This is a genomic window from Clostridium chromiireducens (assembly GCF_003575225.1).
In the GTDB taxonomy this organism is placed as follows: domain Bacteria; phylum Bacillota; class Clostridia; order Clostridiales; family Clostridiaceae; genus Clostridium; species Clostridium chromiireducens.
Genome location: NZ_QXDJ01000003.1, coordinates 513848 through 532020, shown reverse-complemented (window position 1 = coordinate 532020; position 18173 = coordinate 513848). Strand labels below are relative to the sequence as shown.

The 18173-nt window shown below is 32.5% G+C and carries 23 protein-coding genes and 1 pseudogene; 23 read left to right on the top strand and 1 reads right to left on the bottom strand.

The window, feature by feature from the left end; genetic code table 11:
* Nucleotides 1-21 precede the first annotated feature (21 nt).
* Both D2A34_RS13895 and D2A34_RS13890 read left to right on the top strand, forming a co-directional pair.
* Nucleotides 22-627 carry a class I SAM-dependent methyltransferase gene (locus tag D2A34_RS13895; protein ID WP_119367022.1) on the top strand — a complete coding sequence of 202 codons (606 nt, stop codon included), beginning with the start codon at nucleotides 22-24 and terminating at the stop codon, nucleotides 625-627.
* Between the two features lie 14 nt (nucleotides 628-641).
* Nucleotides 642-1124: a DUF6790 family protein gene (locus D2A34_RS13890; RefSeq protein WP_119367021.1), complete on the top strand. Its 483-nt coding sequence runs from the start codon at nucleotides 642-644 to the stop codon at nucleotides 1122-1124.
* 138 nt (nucleotides 1125-1262) lie between these two features.
* Here D2A34_RS13890 and D2A34_RS13885 read toward each other — a convergent pair.
* Nucleotides 1263-1844: pseudogene (locus tag D2A34_RS13885) on the bottom strand (recombinase family protein).
* 503 nt (nucleotides 1845-2347) lie between these two features.
* Between D2A34_RS13885 and dmpI the strand changes: the two are divergent.
* The 21 genes from dmpI (at nucleotide 2348) to D2A34_RS26760 (ending at nucleotide 18048) form a co-directional block, all read left to right on the top strand.
* A complete protein-coding gene (gene dmpI / locus D2A34_RS13880) occupies nucleotides 2348-2542 on the top strand; it encodes a 4-oxalocrotonate tautomerase DmpI (RefSeq protein ID WP_119367020.1) in 195 nt (64 codons plus the stop codon).
* A 93-nt stretch (nucleotides 2543-2635) separates the two neighbouring features.
* A complete protein-coding gene (locus D2A34_RS13875; protein ID WP_041897937.1) occupies nucleotides 2636-2986 on the top strand; it encodes a winged helix-turn-helix transcriptional regulator in 351 nt (116 codons plus the stop codon).
* Between the two features lie 111 nt (nucleotides 2987-3097).
* Nucleotides 3098-3910 (top strand): nitroreductase family protein, encoded by an 813-nt coding sequence (locus D2A34_RS13870; protein WP_079440865.1) that lies wholly within the window; start codon nucleotides 3098-3100, stop codon nucleotides 3908-3910.
* Between the two features lie 139 nt (nucleotides 3911-4049).
* Complete coding sequence (locus D2A34_RS27040) at nucleotides 4050-4610, top strand: DUF4158 domain-containing protein (protein ID WP_207669021.1); 561 nt, start codon at nucleotides 4050-4052, stop codon at nucleotides 4608-4610.
* Between the two features lie 97 nt (nucleotides 4611-4707).
* The gene (locus D2A34_RS27035) at nucleotides 4708-5721 is read left to right on the top strand and encodes a Tn3 family transposase (protein ID WP_207669020.1); all 1014 of its coding nucleotides are present in this window, start codon (nucleotides 4708-4710) and stop codon (nucleotides 5719-5721) included.
* 40 nt (nucleotides 5722-5761) lie between these two features.
* Complete coding sequence (locus D2A34_RS27030) at nucleotides 5762-6037, top strand: Tn3 family transposase (RefSeq protein WP_139376252.1); 276 nt, start codon at nucleotides 5762-5764, stop codon at nucleotides 6035-6037.
* A gap of 368 nt (nucleotides 6038-6405) precedes the next feature.
* On the top strand, nucleotides 6406-6729 hold the full coding sequence (locus D2A34_RS13860; RefSeq protein WP_119367276.1) for a PadR family transcriptional regulator: 324 nt from the start codon (nucleotides 6406-6408) through the stop codon (nucleotides 6727-6729).
* On the top strand, nucleotides 6729-7076 hold the full coding sequence (locus D2A34_RS13855) for a DUF1048 domain-containing protein (protein ID WP_119367019.1): 348 nt from the start codon (nucleotides 6729-6731) through the stop codon (nucleotides 7074-7076). The genes D2A34_RS13860 and D2A34_RS13855 overlap by 1 nt, the downstream gene beginning before the upstream one ends.
* Nucleotides 7077-7085: 9 nt before the next feature.
* Complete coding sequence (locus tag D2A34_RS13850) at nucleotides 7086-7436, top strand: DUF1048 domain-containing protein (RefSeq protein WP_119367018.1); 351 nt, start codon at nucleotides 7086-7088, stop codon at nucleotides 7434-7436.
* Nucleotides 7437-7451: 15 nt separating this feature from the next.
* Nucleotides 7452-7673, top strand: a complete 222-nt coding sequence (locus D2A34_RS13845; protein ID WP_079440868.1) for a cysteine-rich KTR domain-containing protein — start codon at nucleotides 7452-7454, stop codon at nucleotides 7671-7673.
* A gap of 113 nt (nucleotides 7674-7786) precedes the next feature.
* Entirely contained in the window at nucleotides 7787-8548 is a 762-nt protein-coding gene (locus D2A34_RS13840; RefSeq protein WP_119367017.1) for an ABC transporter ATP-binding protein, read from the top strand.
* Nucleotides 8549-9313: an ABC transporter permease gene (locus D2A34_RS13835; protein WP_119367016.1), complete on the top strand. Its 765-nt coding sequence runs from the start codon at nucleotides 8549-8551 to the stop codon at nucleotides 9311-9313.
* A 473-nt stretch (nucleotides 9314-9786) separates the two neighbouring features.
* The gene (locus D2A34_RS13830) at nucleotides 9787-10383 is read left to right on the top strand and encodes a TetR/AcrR family transcriptional regulator (protein ID WP_119367015.1); all 597 of its coding nucleotides are present in this window, start codon (nucleotides 9787-9789) and stop codon (nucleotides 10381-10383) included.
* Between the two features lie 187 nt (nucleotides 10384-10570).
* Nucleotides 10571-11479 carry a macrolide 2'-phosphotransferase gene (locus D2A34_RS13825; RefSeq protein WP_079440872.1) on the top strand — a complete coding sequence of 303 codons (909 nt, stop codon included), beginning with the start codon at nucleotides 10571-10573 and terminating at the stop codon, nucleotides 11477-11479.
* A gap of 355 nt (nucleotides 11480-11834) precedes the next feature.
* Nucleotides 11835-12758: an ABC transporter ATP-binding protein gene (locus D2A34_RS13820; protein ID WP_119367014.1), complete on the top strand. Its 924-nt coding sequence runs from the start codon at nucleotides 11835-11837 to the stop codon at nucleotides 12756-12758.
* Nucleotides 12755-13453 (top strand): ABC transporter permease, encoded by a 699-nt coding sequence (locus D2A34_RS13815; RefSeq protein ID WP_119367013.1) that lies wholly within the window; start codon nucleotides 12755-12757, stop codon nucleotides 13451-13453. Before D2A34_RS13820 ends, D2A34_RS13815 begins: the two co-directional genes overlap by 4 nt.
* A gap of 11 nt (nucleotides 13454-13464) precedes the next feature.
* Nucleotides 13465-14058 (top strand): TetR/AcrR family transcriptional regulator, encoded by a 594-nt coding sequence (locus tag D2A34_RS13810; protein ID WP_119367012.1) that lies wholly within the window; start codon nucleotides 13465-13467, stop codon nucleotides 14056-14058.
* Nucleotides 14059-14471: 413 nt separating this feature from the next.
* Nucleotides 14472-15458, top strand: coding sequence for an HlyD family secretion protein (locus D2A34_RS13805; RefSeq protein ID WP_119367011.1), 987 nt, complete (start codon nucleotides 14472-14474; stop codon nucleotides 15456-15458).
* A gap of 15 nt (nucleotides 15459-15473) precedes the next feature.
* On the top strand, nucleotides 15474-16127 hold the full coding sequence (locus tag D2A34_RS13800) for an HlyD family secretion protein (protein WP_119367010.1): 654 nt from the start codon (nucleotides 15474-15476) through the stop codon (nucleotides 16125-16127).
* An 8-nt stretch (nucleotides 16128-16135) separates the two neighbouring features.
* On the top strand, nucleotides 16136-17683 hold the full coding sequence (locus tag D2A34_RS13795; RefSeq protein WP_119367009.1) for a DHA2 family efflux MFS transporter permease subunit: 1548 nt from the start codon (nucleotides 16136-16138) through the stop codon (nucleotides 17681-17683).
* A gap of 191 nt (nucleotides 17684-17874) precedes the next feature.
* Nucleotides 17875-18048 carry a hypothetical protein gene (locus D2A34_RS26760; RefSeq protein ID WP_182629381.1) on the top strand — a complete coding sequence of 58 codons (174 nt, stop codon included), beginning with the start codon at nucleotides 17875-17877 and terminating at the stop codon, nucleotides 18046-18048.
* The last annotated feature ends 125 nt before the right edge of the window (nucleotides 18049-18173 follow it).

The following is an 18173-nucleotide window of genomic DNA, read 5'->3' as shown; positions in this document are numbered from 1 at the left end:
AATTAAAAGGAGGAATAAATCATGAAAGAAGAAAAAGAAAAATCAATTAAACATTTTAACAGTACTGCAGGAGAGTATGACAGTTCGTTTGACGGCAGATTTGTAAAGGTAATGTATGAGCCTTTATTAGATGAGTTAGATAAAAATGTAGAAGGTAAATTACTTGATGTTGGTTGTGGCACAGGAAATATTCTTTGTAAATTAGTAAATGGAAAAAGGGAGCTATTTGGAATTGATTTGTCCGAAAACATGGTAAGAGAATGTAGTAAAAGGATGGAAGATAGTGCAGAAATAAAAGTTGCAGATGCAGAACATATGCCATATAAAGATAATTTCTTTGATGTATTAATTTGTAATGCATCCTTTCACCATTACCCACATCCAGAAGAAGTATTAAAGGAAATGAAACGAGTTCTTAAAAGTGGAGGAAGGTTATTGATTGGAGAAGGCTATGCAATACAACCTTTTAGAGCGATTCTTAATTTATCATTTCATTTTTCGGATAGCGGTGATTTTAAAAGCTATGGTAAACATGAATTTATTAGAATGTTAGAAGATAATGGGTTTATAATTGATGAAGTGAAAAAAACGAGTAATCGTACAATATTGTATATTGCTAAAGCATAAGAAAGGATAAGAATATGAAAAGAAAAATAGGAATGTTTGAAGTATCTGTTATTTTATTTTTTTATATTTTACCTGCAATTAGCATAATGATAAATTTGATGATTAGAGGGGATAAGTTAATAGTTGAAACTATTGTAAAATGGGTTGTTTTTTGGGGAATTGGATTAAGATTATTCACATGTGGTTTAAAACAAGCTCTTCAACCTAGGTTTACTGCAAATGATATATTTGGCTCATATGATGAAAAAACATATCCAATTGTTAGAGAATTAGGCTTTGCTAATATTTGCATAGGGCTCTGTGGAATAGTATCACTTTTTAATGAAAAATTTAGAATTGCAGCTATAATGATTGGAGGATTATATTATCTATTGGCATTACTTCAACATATCTTTCGAAAACAAAAAAATTTAACTGAAGTATTTGTAACAATAACAGATTTATCAATATTTCTTGAGATTTGTGTTCCAACTTTATATTTTTTAATATTTAAATAGTGTTATGTTTACTTTTATATTTTCTTTATTTTTCATTGCAAGTATTTGCAGCGCAGCCACCGACAGACAAAGGGTACACGCCGAGATACATGTAAAAAGAGGTAACTTGATGTATATATTTTACAATTTCAATTATAATCATCTAAACCCCTCATGCTGCTTGACTAATTTATAGAAAGTATTTTTCTTTAAGTTTAACTCTTCCATGGCTTTTACTGCAGTTATTGTATATATTTCTAGCCAGTTTGGAGGAAAATTAATATTTGGTTTTCCTAAATGTTTTCCTTTTTCTTTTGCGGCTACAATACCTTCAGCTTGTCGTAATTTTATTTTTAACCTTTCCTGTTCTGCCATTGTAGCTAAAACTTCAATTAATAAATTATTAATCATATCCAATAGCCACTCTTGACCTTGCTGTATATCCATCATAGTTGTTGGAATGTCTAATATTTTAAGTCTAACCCCTTCATTTTTAAAGTATTCGAGCTCTTGCTTAATTTGCTGCTTATTCCTTCCTAAACGATCTAATGATTTAATATATATAATATATCCGACTTGTGCAACTTTTCTAAGTAGTTAGTATTGCGGTTTATCAAAATCTTTACCACTTTGTTTTTCTGTAAAAATAAATCTATTATCAACATACTTTTCAAGTTCTATTAATTGTCTATCTAAATTTTGTTCTTTAGTGCTAACTCTACAATATCCATAAATTCTCATTTGTGCTTTTTCCTCCAAAGTATTTTTAAGATTATTATACAAAGTTATTTTAAAAAGTATATATTATTTATTAAACGTTTATAAATAATTTTGTATACTTTAATAAACGTAAATTAAATGAAAAAATAGTTATCCTAAAAGGTATACCTTTTAGGATAACTGTTTTCATAATTGGTATATAATATCTTATATGAGTGTTTTACATGAATCTTGGTCACATCCTATAATGTATAAAAACTTATACTTTTCTATTCAATTCAGCCATTGCTTTTCAGTACAGGATACTCTTAATGGTATTACCCATGCTAAAGAAATCTTCCAGTCCGAATTTAGTACTATCACTTTTTTGGGGTTAGCATATTTTAATCCTTCACTTGAGGTATTAATTTAATAAAATTTCAAAAAATGTTGCTACAAAAAAAGTATCATGCTACAATATCAGTAGCAAGCTACTTTTTTTGTAGCTCGCATATTAAATATACATATTAGAAAGAGGTGCAGTTATGCCAGTAATTACGATGAAAATGAAAAAAACTCAGCCAGAAAAGAAAAAGGAATTGATTGAGAAATTAACTTCTGCAGCTGTTGAAGTTACCAATTCTCCAGCAAGCGCTTTTACTGTTTTTATTGAAGAATATGATCCTGATAGTATTGGTATCGGTGGTCAGACATTGCTTGATAAATCAGCTAACAAATAAGATAAAAATACTTAAGTTCATCGCTTTTCTATAACGAGTGAGAAGCATTTCAAAAAATTTATATTGAAAGATATTTCTTAAGGAGGAATTACTATGTCAGTTCCATGTCCAGGTAAACCAGTTAGAGGATCCAAATCTGGCGTTCCAATTATGGCTCTCTTTGATATTTTAGGTAAGAATTGGGCGATGGGTATCATTTGGAATTTGCAGGAGGGCTCTTCTACCTTCAGAGAACTTCAGAAACGGTGCGAGTCAATCTCTCCTACAATATTAAACACCCGTATCAAGGAGCTTAGAGAAGTCGATATTGTAGAGCGTACTAATGATGGGTACCAATTAACTACGCGTGGAAAAGAACTCATGGAGTTGTTGCGACCATTTGGGGAGTGGTCACGTACTTGGTCAAAAGAAGTATTCAACTATTCAAAACCACTCGACAATTAAATATGCTCTTGTAAAATGATGTGATTATAAAAACAAATTACGGCATACAGAATGTGGTATATAGCTAATTTTACAGTACTATAGTTTTTATAAAAGAAAGGATGAATTTGAATGAGTTTGCTTAATGTGAATAAGGAAAAATGTATTGGCTGCGGCGTTTGTGCTGAGGTTTGTCCAAAGAATTATATTGGAATGACTGAGGAAAGGATCCCTATCGATGCCGGACTTACCTGTATCGCTTGTGGTCAATGTGTTGCTGTCTGTCCCCAATCGGCATTAGATCATGTTCACGCGTCGCTTAAAGGTCAAGTTTTATTAGATAAGACTCCAGTTTTGAGCGCTGAGATGGCGGAACGTTTTCTTCGGGGCAGACGCTCTATACGGGTGTATAAAGAAGATGCAGTTCCAAAAAACAAAATCCTAAAGCTACTAGATATTGCAAGATTAGCCCCTACGGGTAATAATACCCAGGGTGTGCAGTACTTGGTTATAGATAATAAGAATACACTACAGGCTATTACAGAAGCTACGATAGCCTGGATGGATGAAGCAATCTCACAAGGGGAATCATCGGCAGCTTATTTTACAGATTTAGTGGAACACTATCATAAAACAGGGCTAGATGTTATTTTGCGGAATGCACCATGCTTTATCCTAGCACTGGCCGAAAAAAGTTTTTCGCGTGGACGTGATAACACCCATTTTTCTCTTGCGTATGCCGAATTGTTTGCATCAAGTCTTGAATTAGGAACGTGCTATGCAGGCCTTGTCGAGGCGTGTGCTAGGTCTGGTTATCAGCCTTTACTTAAAGTATTGGATATTCCAGAAGAGTTAATAGTCACTGGCGGGATTATAGTTGGTTATCCTAAATACAGTTATAAACGACTAGTAGATCGGTCTCAATTGAAAGTAACTTGGCGTTAATCAACTAATTCGTATAAATAGAAAGAAACGTATAGAAATCAAAAAAACTATAAGGTATCAACGCTTTATAGTTTTTATATCATAAACAAACACTGAATATATTTAATTTTTTTCACAATAATATTGAAAATCAGGAAGGATGCTAATAGCTTTAATTGAACGTACGATATATCCAAGATTTAGTAGAATTATAAGTAAAAATGAACTAATAAAATTGTATACTCCACATGATGAAGATATTTCAATTGCATATAAATATGCAAAAGGACTACCTAATATAGCTGTTTTTATTGTAATGTTAAAAACATTTAAAGTACTTAACTATTTTCCAAGTTATAAGAGTATACCTAATAGGATAATTGAACATATAAAAGTAAGCACTAATATATGTGATAATAATGAGATAAATGTATCAGAAAAAACTATTCAAAGATACAAATTAATTATAAAAAGATACTTAAATATAATAGATGATAAGGAATTTATAACTAATTTAGTATTAAAAACAGTTATAGAATTCGATCCTATTATGGAACATCCGGCGGACGTTTTTAATGCAGTAATTGAAATTTTAATCAAAAACAATTATGAATTGCCTGCTTTTAGTACACTTGAAAGGGTAATTAACAGTAAAAGAGCTGCAATTAATAACGATATATTTGAATATGTTTTTAGTAATTTAAAAATCAGAATTTATTGAGCCATATGTTGATATATCTTTTGCTAGTGATAAATGGCAAAAAATTATTAAATGTAAATTTGATGGAAAAGAAGTCTATTCTAGACGTTATTTTGAAATGTGTGTATTTTCACATATTGCATCTGAATTTAAAACTGGAGATATTTGTACAGAAGATTCAGATCATAGAAATCAATTACTTTCATTAGAAGGATGTAAACAATTAATTGAAGATTATTGTGTAGAGATGAATTTTCCAATAGATATAAAACAGTTTATTAATCATTTAAAAAGTATGTTAAAAGAAAAATCAAAAGCTTTAGACATAAATTATCCTAAAAATAGCGAACTTGTTATAACAGATAAAGGTGAAGCAATATTAAAACGTAGAAAGAGTACTGCAGACACTAGCTCAATAAAAAAAATTAAGAAACAATTAGAAATGTACATGCCTGAAAGAAGTATAATGGAAATATTGTGTAATATAGAACATTTGTTAAATTTCACCAGACATTTTGGTCCATTATCTGGTTCTGAACCTAAAATTGATAATGCTAAAGAAAGATATATACTATTAACATTTGGAGATGGTTCTAATATGGGACCAACTCAAACCTCTAAACATATTAGGGGAAATATATCTCCTCACATGATACATTTCACAAATAAACGACATATTACAGAAGAAAAATTAGATAGAGCAATAACTGATATAATTAATTATTATGATAAATTTCAATTACCTAAAATATGGGGAGATGTTAATGTTTCAGTAGCAGATGGAACAAAAATTGATTTATATGAACAGAATTTGTTATCAGAATATCATATACGTTATTTAGGTTATGGTGGAATTGCTTATCATCATGTTTCTGACACATATATAGCATTGTTTAGTCATTTTATTCCTTGTGGGGTTTGGAAAGCTATATACATAATTGATGCTTTCTTAAAAAATAAATCAGATATCCAACCAGATACAGTACACGCTGACACTCAAGGGCAATCTGCAACACTATTTGCTCTCACATATCTTTTAGGAATAAAACTAATGCCAAGAATACGCAATTGGAAAGATCTTAATTTTTATAAAGAAAGTAAAAACTTAAAATACGAACATATTGAGATATAATGGCTTTTCTAAATGGTTTTTCTTTGGTGGAGACGGAATTATGTGTGAAAATAATACTGAAGAACAAATTAATATTATAAAATATAATAATTTATTGTCTAATGCAATTATCTTACATAATGTAATAGATATAACCAATGCATTAAAAAGATTAAATGAAGATGGTAATTTAATTTTAAGAGAAGATATAAAAAATTTAAGTCCATATATGACAAGTCATATTAAAAGATTTAGTGAATATGTTATTGATTTAAATGAAATTCCTCAACCAATTAGTAAAATAGATATTGAAGAAATAATAGAACCAGTAACTTAATGTTATTTTTTTACATCAAGTTACTGGTTTTTACACGTATCTCGGCGTGTACCCTATTTGAAGGCATATGTTCTTCAGGTACCAGCTGTCCATTGAGAATATCCTCCTAAATGGCCTCTTTGATTTGCAGATAAATGAGACGATTACTGTCCAAAGTTGATTTCATGACATCCTCATTTCACTTATAGTATTCTTGTTAACTAGTGTTATATATGAATATAATACCATTGGATAAGTGTGTCAAAGGATAATCAAAAATTTTAATAATAAACATATCATATTGACATCAGTACTACTGCGTGATACTATATAGTGGTAGTAAGTAATACTAAATACCTGTATTACTAGATAGTGAAGAGGTGATTTGTCTGGAAAATATAACGGAAATGCTAAAAGGTGTACTAGAAGGCTGTGTTCTTGAAATCATCAGCCACGAGGAGATATATGGTTACGAGATTACGAAGAGGCTGAATGCCCTCGGATTTTCAGATGTTGTTGACGGAACAGTTTATACCATCTTGGTGCGGCTTGAGAAGAATAAACTCGTGGACACAGAAAAAAAACCATCCGATATGGGACCACCGCGAAAGTTCTTCAAGCTCAACGATGCAGGGCGTGAGGAACTGAGGAGGTTCTGGGAAAGATGGAAATTCGTATCATCAAAAATTAATGAGTTAAAGGAGAAGAAATAATGAATTTTTGGGAAAAGGTTACTGGAAGCGACATGACTAAAGAAATGAAAATTTTTGAAATGCGAGCCCAAAAGCTGCCAGCTGAGTATCAAGAGGCATGGGAAAAAATTAAAGCCAATCTTTGGCCGCACTCAGATTTCACTGGTCGCAATCTCATGCCAATTCTTGATGGTGTGCTTGGCCTGCTCGAAGAAACGGCTGCGGACGGTCAGAGTGTACAAGAGGTTTTGGGTGACGATATCAAAGGTTTCTGCGCAGCACTGGTAGGCGAAGAAGGTGCAAAGTCTTATCGCGACAAATGGCGTGAACAACTAAACAATAATATTGCTAAAAAATTAGGTAAATAGGAGGTTAAAATGAGAATACAAGAAATCATCGAAGGCAAAAAAGAGTGGCGAGCACACGTGGCGCGTGTCAAAGCACTACCGAAAGATTATCAGATTGTTTATAAAGAGATTCAAAAATATCTCTTTAAGGTTGGCCCTGTTGAGCTAACCAACGGGATAGGTTTACTTTCTGGGATTATAGATCTTTTTGAAGAGGGCGCATTCTTGGGAAAAGGTGTGCTTGAAGTGACGGGCAGTGACGTAGCTGTTTTCTGCGACGATTTAATTAAAGATTCAAAAACTTACGCGGACATCTATCAAGAATCTGTTGACAAGAAAGTTAACGAGGCTATGAAAAAGGTCACGAATAAAACAAAGTAAAAGGGAGATATCGGGATGAAAAAAGCAATTGAAGTAAGGGAAGGTAGAGTGTGTAAATACGATTGGATATTATGCCCAGTCTGTGGCAACAAAACACGAGACAAGATAGGCGTCGATACGGTGCTTGAAAACTTCCCACTATTTTGTCCTAAGTGTAAACAGGAAACTATAATAAATGCAAAACAACTGAATATATCTGTTATCAAAGAGCCAGACGCTAAGACGCAGAGCCGATAACCGTGAGTAAAATCGCAGTTATCGGCTCTTTTTTATGATAATTCTTCAAGTTGCATTAAAAGGATTAGTGCAGATTTGAGTAAGGTTACTATATTGTATAGGAGGAAAAGAAAGTGAAAAAAAATATCATACAAATTAAAGGTGTAAAGAAAGATTATAAAGATGTAGAAGTACTAAAAGGAGTAAATTTTGAAGTAGAGGAGGGCGGTATCTTTGCACTACTAGGTTCCAATGGAGCAGGAAAAACAACGATGATTAGAATCATGGCAACTTTACTTAAAGCAGATACTGGAAGTGTTATAATCAATGGTTTTGATGTTGAAAAAAATCCAGGAGACATTAGAGGTTCTATCAGTCTTACTGGCCAATTTGCTGCTATTGATGAAATTTTGACTGGACGTGAAAATATTCAAATGATAGCAAAACTTAGACATCTTAAAAAACCAAATCAAGTAGCAGATGAGTTAATTAGTCGTTTTGGCATGTCAGAGGCTGCAGACCGCAGAGTGGGTACTTACTCTGGAGGTATGAAAAGAAGAATTGATATAGCAATGAGTCTTGTTGGAAATCCAAAGATTATTTTCCTGGATGAGCCAACAACAGGTCTTGATCCAGAAGCACGTTTAGAAGTTTGGAAAATTGTAAAAGAGTTAACATCTTCAGGAACTACAGTATTCTTAACGACTCAATATTTAGAGGAAGCAGAGCAACTTGCAGATAAAATCGCTATTCTTCATGGAGGAAAAATCATTGCTCTAGATACGCTAGAAGGATTGAAGAAATTACTACCACCTGCAAAAGTTGAATATGTTGAAAAACAACCTACATTAGAAGAAATATTCCTAACAATCATTGGTAAAAGGGAGGAGAAATAAATGGAATCTACAAATAAATATTTTTTCAAAGATATGGGTGTTATGTTTGGACGTTCTATGCGTCATATTTTTAGAAGCATGGATACAATTATTACAGTTTGTATCACACCAATTGCGATGATGTTATTATTCGTTTATGTATTTGGTGGTGCAATCCAAACTGGTACAGAAAATTATGTTAATTATCTATTACCAGGTATAATGTTAATGGCTATTGGTAGTGGTATTGCATATGTAGCTTATCGTTTGTTTATAGATAAAGAGCGTGGTATCTTTGAACGTTTCCATTCTATGCCTATCGCTCGTTCTACAGTATTATGGGGACATGTATTAACCTCATTAATTTCTAATGGAATTTCTGTAGTAGTGATTATACTTGTTGCATTATTAATGGGCTTCCGTTCTTCAGCAGGAATCTTAGAGTGGCTAGCTGTATTTGGAATTCTTGGGATATTTACACTTGCTTTGACTTGGATTGCTGTAATTGCGGGACTTGCTGCTAAAACACCAGATGGCGCAGGGGCATTCTCTTACCCAATCATCTTCTTACCATTTATCAGTTCTGCCTTTGTACCAACAAATACGATGCCTTCTGTAGTACGTGCTTTTGCAGAAAATCAACCTGTAACTCCTATCGTGGAAGCTATTCGTAATTTATTAGCAAATCAACCAGTAGGAAATGATATCTGGATTGCTCTTGCTTGGTGCATAGCAATAATAGTTGTTGCTTATATCTTTGCAATGAGGAGTTATAAGAAATTATAGCCTATCTTTATACTAAGTATAGTACTCGCCCACAGCGATAGATTTATTATATTAATAACATTTTGCATAATAGTATAAACTAGCAGAATTCCAAGACACCTTGATTTTAAGGGTACATATTTACGCAAAAGCAATATTAATGCGTATTAGTATCATTTTTCTATCAAAACATGTGGAGACAGTTATTAGGATAGAGAAAAAAACAGGCTGATATCAAAGGCTTTGAAGGTTTTCGAGTTAATATTAAAGTGTGTTTTGTGTTCCCCCAGACTTAAGAGTTTGGGGGATTTCTTTTACGCAGAAATAGGGTATTTGTGTTAATGTTTGGTTTTTGCATATTTGCTTTTATAGTAAAGGAGATTTTGTAATAAGATTTTTGATTGACATCATAATTAGACTATACTACAATAAAAACAAATATTTAATTTGTTTTTATGTTTTAATTATAAATATTAATTAGAGGTGAAAATACAGTGCCGAAATTTACAGAAATAGAAAAAGAAAGAATTAGAATGGATATGATGCATGCTGCGCATCAGTGTTTCATTGCTAAGGGGTTGAAAAATACATCTATTGAAGAGATAACTTCTTCAGTGTCTATAGCAAAAAGCAGCTTCTATGTTTTTTTTGAATCAAAGGAAATGCTTTACCTTGAGTTATTAGCTTTCGAGGGAGAAGAAATTGAAAGGCGAGTCTGGCCCAAGGTGGAAAGAGAGAAAAATATACGTGAAGCAATAAAGGTTTATCTACTTGAAATGTCTTCTGCGTTGGAATCTTATATATTAACACAAAGATTAATAACGAATTTGGAAGAATATAACATGGTGTCTAGAAAGATAGATCCAGAATATTCGGCTACCAAGAGACTAAGAAGCATTGTCCCACTAATGGAATTTATAAAGAAGAATAAAGAGTTAAAAAAATTAATAAATGAGGATATCGAAGTTATTGCAGGTGTTATCCGTGGAGCTTTAGCAATGATTATTCATAAAAAAGATATAGGGGAGGATATATATCCCAATGTTCAAGAAATACTTTTCAATGCTGTAGCAAATGAACTTACAAACTAATCTTTAAATTCAGATGGGCCTTGTATAGTACCATGGTGTTCACCACTGAACTAATAATACTAGCTTCTATAATAATTTTAGTTTCCATGTTAAAAGTTCAGGATATATAAGAGATTAGAATAGATAGATGTACAGTATAAAAGAAGTTTATTAGCAAGAAAATAATAATAATTAGGATGTGGCAAGAATGAGTAAAACAAAAAGAGAAGTTATTGAAATTGCAACAAAACACGGGTTGAATCTTAAGGAAGATACTTTAGTATTCAATGAATCTGGGCTTGATTTTCTGGCAGTATTTGCTCTGGATCAACAAGGTAGCGAATGGGTACTTCGGATGCCTAGACGTGAAGATGTAATGCCAAGAACTAAGGATGAAAAGCAGGCATTAGATTTGGTCAATCAATATTGCACTAACTTTCAAGCACCAAACTGGTCTGTCTATACAGAGGAATTAATTGCATATAAAAAATTAGAGGGTATACCAGCAGGGACAATTGATCATGCTATAGGAAACTATATCTGGGAAATTGATATTAATAATGTACCAGCCTGTTTTCATGAGACACTTGGAAAGGTACTGGCAGAGCTGCATGGTATCCCAAGGGATAAGGTAGTAGAAGCCGGACTAGTGCTTCACACAGCAGAAGAGGTAAGACAGTCAATGCAAGATCGTATGGATGCTGTGAAGGCCAAATTTGGAGTAGGAGAGTCGCTGTGGAATAGATGGCAGACATGGTTAAAGAATGATGAGCTTTGGCCGAAAAAAACAGGTTTTATTCATGGGGATATACATGCAGGACACACTTTAATAAATAAAGCTGCAAATGTGACTGGTTTAATTGATTGGACTGAAGCAAAGATTGCAGATGTATCCAATGATTTTGTGTTTCATTATAAAGCCTTTGGTGAGGAAGGTCTTGAATCCCTTATTAAGGCCTATAAAGAAGTAGGGGGATACTATTGGCCTAAGATGAAAGAGCATATCATTGAATTGGTCGCTGCATACCCAGTTGCAATTGCTGAATTTGCCCTGATATCTGGTGTAGATGAATATGAGCAAATGGCAAGACAAGCACTGGAAGTTAGTGATATTTAAATATAAATCATATACAAATCTTTTATAGCCCCTCCCGTATTTTAAGGAGGGGTATCTTTACACAAAACTAATATTAATGAGCATATTAATTATGTTAATGTACATTGATTTAAAATGAACAGTAAATTGAAACCTAAACATGGATAAATACTATAATAGTATATATTTATGTTTAGGTTTATTTTATTATAGGAGTTATTGCTTTCAGCCTTCATTGGCTATGTGTTCACATAATGAGAAGAATAAATAAAAAAATATAAATATTTAGTATTGCGTTTTATATTTTCCAATGTTATACTTCATTTAAGGTACTGCAGTACCTTAAATGAAGTATAACATTGGAGGTGTTTGCGTTTTGTCAATAATACAAACGAAGAATTTAACAAAGAGTTACGGCTCAAAAAATAGTGTTTATGATATTAATCTGACTGCTAATGAAGGTGAAATATATGGTTTTTTAGGCTTAAACGGTGCAGGAAAAACAACTACAATGAGGATGTTGCTTAAAATGATTAATCCTACATCTGGCGAAATTTATTACTCTGGAAAATCAATTTCGAAGCTGTCTTCTGAATTTTGGAATCAGGTTGGTTACTTAATTGAAACACCACATGCTTATCCAAACTTTACTGTAGAAGAAAATCTTATATTATATGCAAAGAAAAGACTAATACCTGATTCAGAAATTAAGAAACGAATTGATGACATTTCACAGCAGCTATTGCTAGATAATTATCGTCAGATTAAGGTGAAAGATCTTTCCTTAGGAAACAATCAAAAAATTGGATTAGCAAAGGCACTTATTCATAAACCAAAGATTCTTTTGTTAGACGAACCAACAAACGGATTAGATCCGGAGGGGCTTGTAGTTGTTCGTAATTCTCTATTAGAAATGGCTAAAAATGGGACAACTATTTTTATTTCAAGCCATCTATTAGATGAGATGGAAAAGCTGGTAAGTCGAATTGGGATATTAGCACATGGATGCCTGCTACGAGAATTAAATTTTTCAGAATTTGAAACCTGCAGAGAATCCAAGCTGTACATAAAGACGGAGGGATCCATAAAGAATCTCGCACATTACCTTGCTACAAAAAGCTTGCAATTCACATCGGTAAGTGAAGAGGAAGTACTTGTTTCAGATATATCTATTAACCAATATTCTGCTTTATTACAGCAGTTAGAAAATCAGAAATTGAATCCCATGATTTTTCAACCTGTAAATGAAAGCTTAGAAGAATTCTTTCTTAGAACAATTAAGGAGGGCAAATCATTATGAAACAGATATGGTCAATGACTAAAATTGAGTTTTATAAAATAATGCGAGGTCATATACCAATTTACATTTTAGCTTTTTATAGCTTTTTGTTACTTATCCATATGCAGGATAAGACGTGGGGAGAATTTTTGAAAAATACTTTTTTTATGTATTCTACTGTTATTGGATTAATGGGCTTTGGTATTTTAAGCAGCTGGGTATTTGGTAGAGAGTATCAGGATCAAACTTTTAAAGATCTTTTATCATTGCCAATCTCTCGTACTAGTTTAGTATGTGCAAAATTTTTTGCTTTAGGATTATGTTTTTTAGGTATAACGGTATTAGCAATTGGTGCGACATTTGCTATAGGTTCTTGCTTAGATTTGAAAAATTTTAATGTGCTTTTGACTGGAACTCTTTTAAAAAGGTTAGGGATAGCAACGCTTTATAATTCTGGTCTTAGTTTTCTATTCCCTCTTATCGCCAGCATGACACGAGGAATATTAGCTCCCGTTAGTACTTCTTTTGGAGCTGTAATTGTAGCTGCTATTTTTGGATCACAGCCTCTAGGGCGTTATATCCCGTGGACAATTTCAGGAATATACTTAAACAATCCTGATCTTATTAATTGGATTAGTAAATTGACGATTTTTGTTATTTTATTTATTGGTGTTTATGGTACTATATTATGGTGGAATTATGTAGACCAAAAATAGGAGGTTGTATCATGAATGACAATGTTAGTCGGCGCCGTGGCGTTATACTTGAAAATGCGATTTTAGATCAGGCTTGGTTATTGCTTGATCAAATAGGATATAGCAAATTGACTATGGATGATGTAGCCCGTGCTGCAAAAACCAACAAAAATGCTATTTATCGTCGATGGCCACAAAAATGTCACCTTATTCTTGCTGCTGTAGAGCGAAAAGCACCACCAATAGAATTAGAAATCAGTGATCATGGTTCACTAAAAGAAGATTTAATTGCTCTATTTAAGGTTTTAGATCCAATTTTTGAAATTATCAGACCTGAGGATCTACGAGAGGTGATTTCAGATAAGTTTTCCGATACTACATCTTACGATCTATTTAGTGTTGTTAATCACGAAAATGGTATCCGAAAATTAATGGAAACTATTATAACGCGAGCAAATCATCGTAAAGAGATTTCACTTTCAATAGATACTATTTCTGAAAGGGCTCTAAATTTGCCTACTTTACTAATTATCAATGAAATTGTATTGTATGGAAGGCCTAATGAGACGAGTAGCGAGGATATTATTGATAATATTTTGCTTCCAATATATAAAGTACATAAATAATTCAATAAGTAAGAATAACAGGGACTTATAATTAAGATTCCCTTGTTACTTCTTATAGAAGTTGCATTCATAGAATAAATACGATTATATCAGAAAGCCTGTCATAATTTTAAGGAAATTTCATACTGGAACTAGCTTGGAATATAGCGTCAAGGAAGGAAAAATCTTTGGATTTTTGAAATAAACAGTATAAGTAAAACAACAGGAATAAAGATATTAAGGGCCATTTTGACTTTGAATATTACCATTATTATGCATATATTCAAAATATTAGACAAATATATTGTGAACAAATTTAGTGAAAGTGTTTTTATTGCAATAGATTTTACTTATAAAATATGCGTTGATTTTCTGATGGAAAATAAGAAGTACTTTTTACACTTATAATTAATTTGTTAAAGGAGTAAGTGATTATGAAAAAATATATTATGTTAATTGTATTGCCAGCGCTTATAGGAACATCTTTATTGTCAGGATGCGCTGCAAAGGATAATAGAAATGAGAATGCTGTTCAAGCAGAAGAGATTAATGAACAAAAATCCGTATATCTCATGGCTGGAAAGCTTGCGACAGATAATCAAGTAAATGTAGCTTCAAAAATCTCTGCGAGAGTTTCAGATATATCAGTTAATGTAGGGACAGCTGTAAATCAAGGTGATACTGTCATTAAATTAGATACTCAGGATTTGCAAGCTCAGGTAGACCAAGCACAAGCAGCAGTAAATACTGCAAATGCAAATTTAACTAATGCTATGAACAGTACACGACCTGAACAAATAAACCAAGCACAAGCAGCTTTGGACAGCGCTAAAGCAACTTATGATATTGCTAAAAAGAATTATGATCGTACAAAAGCCTTAACTGATGCTGGGGCAGCTACAGAGGTACAGCTTGAAACTGCTAAGCAGCAGCTTACTTCAGCAGAATCAGGACAAAAATCAGCAGAGGAACAACTAGAAATGCTAAAAAATGGTGCTACAGAAACAAGTATAGATGTTTATAAGGCACAAGTGCAGCAAGCCGAAGAAGCATTAAAAACAGCACAAATAGTATTAAATAATGGAACTATTACAGCTCCTATTTCAGGGAAAGTTACACTTAAAAATATAAATAAAGGTGAAATAGCATCACCTGGCAGCACTCTTATTTCAATATCTAATCCTGATACTTTATGCGTGAATGCATATGCACCCTTAAGTATTGTAAAGAATCTAAAAGAAGGACAAGCTGTAACTGTTAAAGTGTCAGGAATAAAGGATTCAGAATTTGAAGGTACCATATCAGTAATAAATTCAGAATTAAATTCTCAGAGCAATAATGTTTTAGTAAAAATAACTTTAGTAAATTCAAATTCACAATTGAAACCTGGTATGTTTGCCGAAGTCGGCGTGAGAAGTTAGGAAAGGATGATAAGAATGCAAGGAAAACGTAAAATAATAATTTTTTGTATAGTTATAGCTATGTTAATAACTCTTGGAGGAGTCGGAGTATATTATTGGTATGAAAATGAGTATTTTGTCTCAACTGAAGATGCACAGGTAGCTGGAGATTTTATAGATATAACTCCAAAAATTTCAGGAAGTCTTCTTGAATTTAGTGTAAAAGAAGGAGAAACTTTAGTTAAAGATCAAATAGTAGGGCACATGGATGAAAATGGAATAGCCGATGAAAATGTTAATTCTTCATTACTTAGAGCGCCAATTAATGGATTAATTATTAAAAAAGAAGCTGAGGAGGGACAATATATTCCAGCTGGATCTACACTTGCAGTAATGGTTGACCAAGAAAAAATTTATATAACTGCAAATATAGAAGAAACTAAGGTGGAAAAATTAAAAGAAGGGCAAAATGTAGATATAAAAATTGATCAATTTGAGGGAAAAGTATTTCAAGGTAAAGTTGAATATATAGGAAAGGCTTCAAATTCAGCATTTTCACTTCTCCCATCCTCTTCAGGTGGAACTTTCACTAAGGTTGTTAAAAAGGTACCTGTGAAAATCAAACTTGAGGAAAATCATGAAAATCTTCTACCTGGAACAAATGCAGATATAAAGATACATATAAAGTAGGTGGGAGTATGGAAAATAAAAGAGAATCTTCAGCTAAATGGCTTATTATGAGCGTTGTAATTATGGCAATTTTTATGGTAAATCTAGATACCAGCATTATTAATATCTCTATTACTAAAATGATGCAGACCTTTAATGCATCCATAGATCAAATCCAATGGGTTGTTAGCGCATATACCCTAACCTTAGGAGTTGTAATTCCATCAACAAGTTATTTTGGAGATAGATTTGGAACTAAAAACGTATTTATTACTGCGTTAATTTTATTTACTTTAGGTTCATTATTGTGCGGGATTTCATGGAATGAAACTGTAATGATAATTGCAAGAGTAATTCAAGGTATTGGAGGAGCCTCTATAATATCTCTTGGTATGGCAATATTAATGACAACTTTTGATAAAAGTGAACTTGGAATGGCCATAGGAGTAATGGGAATGTGTGTAATGGCAGCCCCAGCCTTAGGGCCAAGTTTAGGGGGATATATTATTCAAAATTTTAATTGGAGATTTCTTTTTTTTATAAATCTTCCAGTTGGAATAGTTGCCACAATAATGGCTATACTCATATTCAAAAAAACAGAACATAAGTCTTCAAAGAAATTTGATATTATTGGATTTTTAACGTCAAGCATTGGAATGTCATGCGTTCTTTATGTGCTTGGAAAAAGTGATTTAGACTGGAGCGATATAAAAAATATCCTCCTTATGATTGTTGGGTGTTACAGTCTTGTAATATTTGTTGTGAATGAATTACTCATTGAAGAACCTATGCTTGATTTAAAACTACTAAAGAATTATACCTTTTGCATGAGTAATATTATCATGAACGTTGCAATGCTAGCTCTTTATGGTGGTGTGTTTCTGATGCCAATATTCCTTCAACAAATAAGGGGACTTGATTCAATGAATACAGGGCTGATTTTATTCCCAGAAGCAATAGCGACAGCCATATCTATGGTTTTGTACGGGAAAATCGGTAATAAATTTGACGTTAGATTATTTGCTGTATTTGCATTGATTTTAATAGGCATTAACAGCTATAGTATGTCAAAAATTACGTTGGATACACCTAATATCACTATTACTATTCTATTAATGATTAGAGGCTTTGGTGTCGGATTTCTCATGGCACCTGTTCAAACAATAGGGTTTAGTGGATTGCCAAAGGAAGCAATGTCAAACGCATCTGCTTTAACTAATACAGTAAAACAAGTAGGGACTTCCATAGGTGTTACAATTATAACAAGCGTTATGCAGCATAGAAATGTGATTGATTACTCTAACTTAGCTTCACAAGTCACATCTTTTAATAAAAATAGTATGAAGCTATATGAAATGCTTCAAGGGATGTTTATTAAAAGCGGGATGTCAGCAGGCAATGCTCAAGGAATTGCTTTAAACAAGATGTTTGGAGAGGTTGCACTTCAGGCACAGCTCCAAGCTCTTAATGATACTATGTTTGTAATTTCTATAATTACCGTTATTGTAATAATTCCGACACTGTTACTAAAACAAGGTAAACAAGAAGAAGCAAAAGTAGTAGTTGCAGAAGGATAAGATATATAATAGTCAGAAATTATGAATAGTGCATTCTAATATTCTGTACCATATTTATTCTTCAGAATATTGCCATAGTAGAATATATATTCTTAAGAATAAGCGCCTAAAATGCGGGACGAGAGTGATTTCGTATTAGCAATTTATTAGGTAATAATATAGTAAAAGGATTATTTATCGGAGGAAGTTCTATGGAAAAGATAAATGAACAAAATAGTTTATATGAGCAGTTTTTAAAATACTCATATACAGATTTTATGGAACTATTTAAAAAAGCAAAAACAAAAGAAGAACTGGATTTTTATATTGATTTATCTGAGTTAGTGTTGAAGAGAGAACAAGAACGAGGTATAGGTAAAAATTAAATCTATTGCTGTTATTGAGGAGTTTGGTGATAGTTGTGATGGTGAAGTTATACCTGATGAAGATTTATATGTTTACCCATATTGCCATAGTAATGTAATTAAATATTGAAATATAATAAGGATAA

Coding starts and splice junctions, on each gene's coding strand:
- D2A34_RS13895 (WP_119367022.1), top strand. CDS start 22: ATGAAAGAAGAAAAAGAAAAATCAATTAAACATTTTAACAGTACTGCA.
- D2A34_RS13890 (WP_119367021.1), top strand. CDS start 642: ATGAAAAGAAAAATAGGAATGTTTGAAGTATCTGTTATTTTATTTTTT.
- dmpI (WP_119367020.1), top strand. CDS start 2,348: ATGCCAGTAATTACGATGAAAATGAAAAAAACTCAGCCAGAAAAGAAA.
- D2A34_RS13875 (WP_041897937.1), top strand. CDS start 2,636: ATGTCAGTTCCATGTCCAGGTAAACCAGTTAGAGGATCCAAATCTGGC.
- D2A34_RS13870 (WP_079440865.1), top strand. CDS start 3,098: ATGAGTTTGCTTAATGTGAATAAGGAAAAATGTATTGGCTGCGGCGTT.
- D2A34_RS27040 (WP_207669021.1), top strand. CDS start 4,050: ATGCTAATAGCTTTAATTGAACGTACGATATATCCAAGATTTAGTAGA.
- D2A34_RS27035 (WP_207669020.1), top strand. CDS start 4,708: ATGTGTGTATTTTCACATATTGCATCTGAATTTAAAACTGGAGATATT.
- D2A34_RS27030 (WP_139376252.1), top strand. CDS start 5,762: ATGTGTGAAAATAATACTGAAGAACAAATTAATATTATAAAATATAAT.
- D2A34_RS13855 (WP_119367019.1), top strand. CDS start 6,729: ATGAATTTTTGGGAAAAGGTTACTGGAAGCGACATGACTAAAGAAATG.
- D2A34_RS13850 (WP_119367018.1), top strand. CDS start 7,086: ATGAGAATACAAGAAATCATCGAAGGCAAAAAAGAGTGGCGAGCACAC.
- D2A34_RS13845 (WP_079440868.1), top strand. CDS start 7,452: ATGAAAAAAGCAATTGAAGTAAGGGAAGGTAGAGTGTGTAAATACGAT.
- D2A34_RS13835 (WP_119367016.1), top strand. CDS start 8,549: ATGGAATCTACAAATAAATATTTTTTCAAAGATATGGGTGTTATGTTT.
- D2A34_RS13825 (WP_079440872.1), top strand. CDS start 10,571: ATGAGTAAAACAAAAAGAGAAGTTATTGAAATTGCAACAAAACACGGG.
- D2A34_RS13815 (WP_119367013.1), top strand. CDS start 12,755: ATGAAACAGATATGGTCAATGACTAAAATTGAGTTTTATAAAATAATG.
- D2A34_RS13810 (WP_119367012.1), top strand. CDS start 13,465: ATGAATGACAATGTTAGTCGGCGCCGTGGCGTTATACTTGAAAATGCG.
- D2A34_RS13805 (WP_119367011.1), top strand. CDS start 14,472: ATGAAAAAATATATTATGTTAATTGTATTGCCAGCGCTTATAGGAACA.
- D2A34_RS13800 (WP_119367010.1), top strand. CDS start 15,474: ATGCAAGGAAAACGTAAAATAATAATTTTTTGTATAGTTATAGCTATG.
- D2A34_RS13795 (WP_119367009.1), top strand. CDS start 16,136: ATGGAAAATAAAAGAGAATCTTCAGCTAAATGGCTTATTATGAGCGTT.
- D2A34_RS26760 (WP_182629381.1), top strand. CDS start 17,875: ATGGAAAAGATAAATGAACAAAATAGTTTATATGAGCAGTTTTTAAAA.